The organism is Sodalinema sp. (assembly GCF_046483825.1).
Classification (GTDB): Bacteria; Cyanobacteriota; Cyanobacteriia; order Cyanobacteriales; family Geitlerinemataceae; genus Sodalinema.
Genome location: NZ_JAWOCL010000124.1, coordinates 20,945 through 27,842, shown reverse-complemented (window position 1 = coordinate 27,842; position 6,898 = coordinate 20,945). Strand labels below are relative to the sequence as shown.

The 6,898-nt window shown below is 52.0% G+C and carries 4 protein-coding genes; all 4 read right to left on the bottom strand.

The features are described 5' to 3' along the window. Positions 1-1,337 (bottom strand): alanine--tRNA ligase-related protein (locus tag R6U67_RS08055; protein ID WP_410252066.1); only part of this gene is annotated, 1,337 nt, incomplete at its 3' end. Positions 1,338-1,609: 272 nt separating this feature from the next. Then, positions 1,610-3,328: a glycoside hydrolase family 10 protein gene (locus tag R6U67_RS08050; RefSeq protein WP_410252065.1), complete on the bottom strand. Its 1,719-nt coding sequence runs from the start codon at positions 3,326-3,328 to the stop codon at positions 1,610-1,612. Between the two features lie 6 nt (positions 3,329-3,334). Beyond that, positions 3,335-4,405 carry an adenylate/guanylate cyclase domain-containing protein gene (locus tag R6U67_RS08045; RefSeq protein WP_410252064.1) on the bottom strand — a complete coding sequence of 357 codons (1,071 nt, stop codon included), beginning with the start codon at positions 4,403-4,405 and terminating at the stop codon, positions 3,335-3,337. Positions 4,406-4,578: 173 nt separating this feature from the next. Further along, on the bottom strand, positions 4,579-6,885 hold the full coding sequence (locus R6U67_RS08040) for a PAS domain S-box protein (protein WP_410252063.1): 2,307 nt from the start codon (positions 6,883-6,885) through the stop codon (positions 4,579-4,581). Between the last annotated feature and the right edge of the window lie 13 nt (positions 6,886-6,898).

Genomic DNA, 6,898 nt, shown 5'->3' with positions numbered 1-6,898 from the left:
CCCCAATTTTTCTCAATATCGATAAGGTTTGCCTCCAAAGATGTCTCATCATCCAATCCCTCACCCCAATTGGCAATAAACTGCCTAAGCTTGTCATGACCCCGTTCAACGGTTTTATGAAACCGCACCGATTCCGCCTCAATATATTTCAATAACGTCTCAACCCTAGACTCCCTTAACGCCGTCTGACCCTCCCGAGACCCCTGACGTTTTTGCCACTGTTGAACCAGCGAGGAGAGGAAAACTGGGAAAAAGGCGGTTTCCTCAATCTCTAAGACCATCAAACGTGCGATCGCCCGCCGAATCAATAACTTAACAATCCGTTCCCGTCCATTCTTCCCTGGAGGCGGTGCGCCGTCCCCCACCAGCACCCAGAGGGCCTTGAGATGGTCGGCAATAATCCGTTCACTTTCCTCAGCCATCCCCTCCGGTAACCCTTGCGCCTGGCGATACTGACGAATCACCCCAATCAGAGGACGATAGTCAGCCGTCTCAAACACTGACGAAACTCCCTGTAAAATCACCGCCACCCGCTCAGTGCCAATCACTGTCTCTGTAAACGGATTGTCCAAGGGGATAATCTCATGATGGTCTTCCTCCAGTTCCGAATCAATAAAGAGGGAATTGGAAAACTCCAGAAATCGGCCACAGCGACATTGCGGCCCACAAGTGGCGTCACAATCAGGACGCGCTCCCAAATCGTAAAACAACTCCGTATTGGGGCCACATTTGCGAGGATGGTCACCGGTAAACCCTAACCCCCGACTTTGTTGCCAATAGTTGTCCTCAACCCCTAACCCCACCAATCGCTCTGGGGCCAGTCCCAACTCACGCCAAGCCTCATACGTCTCCTCGTCAGCAGGTAAGGCATTGCCTTCGAGGTCTCCTCCGGCGAAATAGGACACCCATAACTGTTCTGGATTGATCCCTAACTGCTGCGTCGCCAACGTCCACATACGGCGAATCGTAGCGGCTTTGGCGTTGGGGCCGAAAACAAAGGCTCCCGGCATCTCAAACAGGCTCAGATGACTCTCATCTCGACCAATACTGTCTAAATCAAAATGGCGAAAACAGTCTTGGACCAGCACAAACTGCTGACCCTGATAATCAGGAAACCGTGACAGAGACAGTTCCACTTGCACCAATCCGGCACTCATGACGAATGACATGGGAATCGACGGGTGCGACATCGGCGCTCGGGGGAGCGTTTGGAACCCCTGGTCTTGATAATAGTGAATAAAGCGATCGCGGATGCTTTGCGTCGAGCCATCAATCTCCCTCCGTTGAGACAGTGAGATAGGGGAACTCGGGGTTAACGAGGACGATGAATTTAACAAGGTTTTCGGGGCCAATACGTCAATCTGGTACGACACCAGTCAATGAGAAACACAACCTCCTGTCCACCATAAATGAAGGACAACGGACGTTGACGATATCGAACTGACAAGCGACCAGGACTTGTCATCTCTCTGAGTCGGAGAACTAAGTCTTTTACTATCCTAAATTTTCCTAGAGATTTGGGCAAAGGTCGAATCATAAAGGTTTATGACATTTAACCGGATTGGCGATAGATGCCCACCGATTCGAGCATTCACCGCCACTATCTCATCTAATCATCAATCACATCCGGAGGCGCGATCGCCTCCCGGAAAAACTCCGCCAACCCCGCCTCACGCTGCACCGGAGACTCCTCCGACCAATCCCAGAGACTCTGATAGAAGAAAAACGACATCCCCGCAAACCCCTGATTACGAATCGTCCGCACCTTCTCCTCAATTAACGGCATTTCCGTTGGACGATTCCGTAACCCCGCCAACACCGCAATTCCCACCGGAATCTGACGCCGGGCCGCCGCCACCTCCGGGCGGTTCAACTCACCAATAAACACCTCAATATCACTGCGATACACCTGTAACACCAACTCCTCGATATAGCCTAACTCCTGCCAGCGCTGCCAATTCTGTAAATAGCGCGCATAGGCAAAATGCTGGGGATTCGGAGACACCGAAATCACCACATCCGGCTTCACCGCCTTCACCGCCTCAAACGTTCGCCCCACAAACTCGGTAATTTTGTCCGCCCGCCAACGCACCCAGTCCGGGTCATTGAAGTCCTCCGGTGGGTCATTCCCATCATGCTCACGGCGATACAACTCCACCGTATAGGCATCATAACCAAACTCCACCGGCAACCCTAAATGGTCATCAAATTGAATCCCGTCCACATCGTAATTCTCGACGACTTCTAACACCAAATCGAGAATAAACTCTTGAACCTCCGGGTGAAAGGGATTCAACCAAACCCGCTCATGTTCCCCTTCCATAATCGTCTGAGTTCCGTCAGACCGTTGCGTCAACCACTCTGGATTCCGTCGCGCCAACTCAGAATACGACGGGGTCTGAAAACCAAACTCAAACCAGGGAATCACCCGTAAATTGTATTCCTGACCATAGGCGATCGCCTCAGCCAACATATCACGCCCCTGCAACCCCGGTTCTGGGTCCACGGCGCGACCAATCACCGGTTCAGCCACTTGACTGGGATAGAGGGTATAGCCCCAATTCCAAACCACCGGATACACCGTATTAAAATTAAGACGATGCAAACGTTCAAACCCCTCCCGTAGATTCTGAGAGGAAAATAAGACCTCACTGTCCACATTTGTCAGCCAAACTCCCCGCAACTCGGGAACCTCAATCGGGGCCACAAACTGCGAGGGAATTAACCCCATAAATTCAGGCTGGTCCAACGCCAACACTTGACAAAGGCTGGCCACCACATCGGCCCGCGTCGCTAACCGATGAGGATACAGCCAATCAGACCCCGAGGGATTGACCACTAACCCTCGTTCCGCTGCCGCTGCGATCGCCTCTAACGCCCCATCATCCCCTACTAGAATCCCATCTCGATAATACTGGTTCAGGGTCTCCCGAGCCGGTCTAGCCGCCTGATAGCCCAACTCCTCCGTTAACATCTGCCAGAGTTGTCCCCGAGAGAGATATTGATCTGGGTTCACCGTCTCCACCTCAATCCCATTCCCCTCGTTTAAGTAGGGGAGACCTTCCTCAGCAGGCCTTCGGGGAAAACGAATTGGGTTAACCATCCCCGCCAACTCGCCGCGAGTCACCGGACGACTGAGTTCCCCAGGGGGGACTGAGAGGGTCGTCTGCTGCTGCAAAGTTTCTAAACAGGGAGTCACCCAGTTTTGACTGGCTTGGCCCATCGCTGGACTGGCTACAGTCAGGCTAACGAGTCCGACGAACCAAGGGGATAATTTGCCTAAGACCCGATGGCCCGGCCAGTAACAGGGAACAACAGCATCATTCATGGGCATTTATGGGCATTGACTGCGGCGATCGAGGAGTAAATACGTTGTCATTCTACCTTTTCCTTTGACATCAATCACCCCTCGACGTTCAAAATTAAAGCAATCTTTTAAACGTTCATAGGTGGCTTCAGTGACTTGAATCGTATTGGCAATACCATGAGACTCCATACGGCTGGCAGTATTGACCGTATCGCCCCAAAGATCATAAATAAACTTATTCGTGCCAATCACCCCCGCCACCACCGGACCCGTGTTTATGCCAATGCGAATACTAAAGGGTTCGTGGTCACCGCGATTAAACTGGGCCATACGGGTTTGCATATCCAACGCCATCTGGGCGATCGCCTCAGCATGATCCGGCCGAGGAATCGGTAAACCTCCCACCACCATATAGGCATCACCAATCGTTTTTATTTTTTCGAGTCCATTTTTCTCCGCCAACTTATCAAACCCCGAAAAAATCTCATTGAGTAATTCCACTAACTCCGTCGGAGAAATCCGGGACCATAACTTCGTAAACCCAACAATATCAGCAAACAACACACTAACATCATCAAAACTATCGGCGATTGTTCGCGGATTTTGCTTGAGTCGTTCCGCAATGGGTTTCGGTAAAATACTCAGCAACAGTTTCTCAGACTTAACTTGCTCAATCGTTAGTTTTTCGAGGTATGCCTTTTCTTGGTCTCTTAGGCGCTTTTTTTCCAGGCAAGCCCCCAATCTCGCTTTTAACAAAATTGGATTAAAGGGTTTTGGTAAATAGTCTTCAGCCCCCAATTCAATACATTTAACAACACTTTCAATGTCGTCAAGGGCTGAAATCACTAAAACCGGAATATCTCGAAGTTCAGGATTAGCTTTGATTTTTTCGAGGACTTGATAGCCGTTCATCCCCGGCATCATAATATCTAGTAAGACCAAATCAAACGGATGTTCCGCCATCAACTCCAGAGCGCGAAAGCCATCCTCTGCCACCATCGCCTCATAACCTTGGCGTTTTAACCGTCGTCTAAGTAAATCGCGGTTAGCCTCATTATCATCAACAACTAAGACTCTAGCAGTTTCCGGCGATGTCATGAACGAACTCCTCTAGTCAGCAAAAAATCGAGCCAAGAACTCAGTCAACCCCCCCGTCAAGCCGTCCATTAAGAACTCACTCAACCCCCCGTTCAGCACTCAGCCAACAATCGGAGACATGAGGCGATCGCGCACCGTGAGCCATTGTCCCAGTTTAGCCGATCCTGTGAGCCTCAATCCGATGATGCTGAGGACTTCAGGGCGATCGCCAAGCGATTAACCATCAAGGGTAACTCAACCAAAAAGGTCGAACCATGATTCAATTCACTCTCTACTGTAATCTCCCCACCCATCATCTGGCAGTAACGGCGACTAATCGTTAACCCCAATCCCGTCCCGCCATATTGGCGCGTCGTCGAGACATCCCCCTGAGTAAAGGGTTCAAACAACTGACGAACTTGCTCCTCACTCATCCCAATCCCCGTATCCACCACCCGAAAGCGCATCGTCTGAGCCTGTCGTGTCACCTCCAGGGTAATCTGTCCCGCCTCAGTGAACTTGGCCGCATTACTGAGTAAATTCAAGAGAACCTGTCGCACCTTCGTCAAATCCGCCTGCATTTGTCCCAACTCAGAATCCGCCTCAATCCTCAAGGTATTCTGATTCTTCGCCACCAACGGCTCCACCGTCACGCAGACTTCCTCAAGTAACATCGCCACATCAAAGGATTCGAGATATAGCTCCATTTTCCCCGCTTCAATCTTGGAGATATCGAGGATATCGTTAATCAACGCCAACAGATAATTCCCCGCCGTGCGAATCTTCTGCACATCTTCAACCGCCTCCTCATTCCCCTCCTCGGCGGCTTCCTCCTGCAAAATTTCGCTATAGCCAATAATGGCATTGAGAGGAGTCCGCAGTTCATGGCTCATATTCGCCAAAAAAGCACTTTTAGAGCGGTTCGCCGCTTCCGCCGCCTCTTTCGCTCGATACAGTTCTTCCTCAGCCTGTTTCGCCAGAGTAATATCTTTGACGGCCCCAAGTAAGCGTAACGGAGTCTTTCCCCCCGAGCCAGTCCCCGGCTCATCACCATCGGGACGAGCATAGTCTCGTAGCCAACGAATCTCGCCGCTGCGGGTGAAAATGCGATATTCCCGCATCCCGTCCCAATTCTGGCTGTTGTTGCTCGGAACCCGACGCGCTTGGGGTCGATCTTCGGGGTAAATGACCTCAGACCATCCTCCCAACTCTTGGATATCTTCGATGCTGTACCCCGTAATCTCCTCAAAGGCCTGGGTGGCCCATTGCACCACCAGGATCCCCTCGGTACTGACTTCAGCGGCGTAGATATAGTCTGACGCCAGTTCAGAAATGGCTCGATAACGAGCTTCGCTCTGTCGTAGAGCCACTTCAGCGGCTTTGCGTTCACTGATATCCCGCACCGCCGTCACCCGCACTTTATTACCGTAATAGGGGAGAGAGCGTCCTTGTATCTCTACCGAAAAGAGACTGCCATCTCGCCGCAGTCCCGTCAATTCCGAGGTTTTCTCCGACCCCGATCGCAGCGGCTCTCGGGCCGCGGCCCGACAGTCGGGAGCGAACAGTTGCAGCGGGTTCATGGCCAGCAGTTCAGTATCCGAATAGCCAAATAGGGTTCCCAGAGCCTGGTTCGTATCGAGAATGGCATCATCAGCATGAATGATAATGCCCTCAAAGGTGGCCTCGGAGAGCCAGCGGAACCGTTCTTCACTTTCCCAGCGAGCCACTTCAGCGGAGGTGCGATCGCCCGTTTGCAGAGCCAGGGCCACAAAGTCCCCAATCGAAGCCACAAACGTCCGTTCCTCCACCGTCCACCGTCGGGGACTATGGGCCTGTTCACAACAGACGACCCCAGCCATTTTGCGCCCTAAACGCACGGGAGCGCAGAGAACGGCGACAACTTGGTTAGGAGTGAAATAGGCCGCCGCCAGGGCTTGACTACGGGGGTCTGCGTTAACATCTGAGATGGCGAGACAGCGATCGCTCTCCAGGGCGCGAGTATAGTTGGGAACATCACGAATCGCCAAGGTTGTCCCTTTACGATGACTGTCCGTTTGACGACAATAGACTTCCAAACACACCAGGCGATCGCCATCAAACTGCCACAAACTCACCCGAGCCACATTGAGAATTTGGGCCGCCGTCTGAGCAATCCCTTTCAGGGTGGCCGAAATGCTACCGGTTTCAAACTGTTGATTACGGGCCAAATCCACCAAGGCCCGACTTTGGTTTTTCAAGGTTTGGCGTTGTTGCTGTTGTTCTAAATCCCGGCGAGCAATTTGTTGGCCAAAGCGACGGGCCACCAGTCCACTCAGGAGCGGTATCGTATCAACCAGCCATAAGACGGGGTTCTGAAGATGGCGTTGCAACAGCGAGAGTCCCTGGGAACTGGGATTGGCCCAGAGATCCAAAAACCAGGCGATCGCCACAAACCCACAACCGGCAACAATCCCCAGTTGAGTCAGCCGCGTCAGGCGTTGAGAATTGGCATCATCAATCATTTTACAAATACAA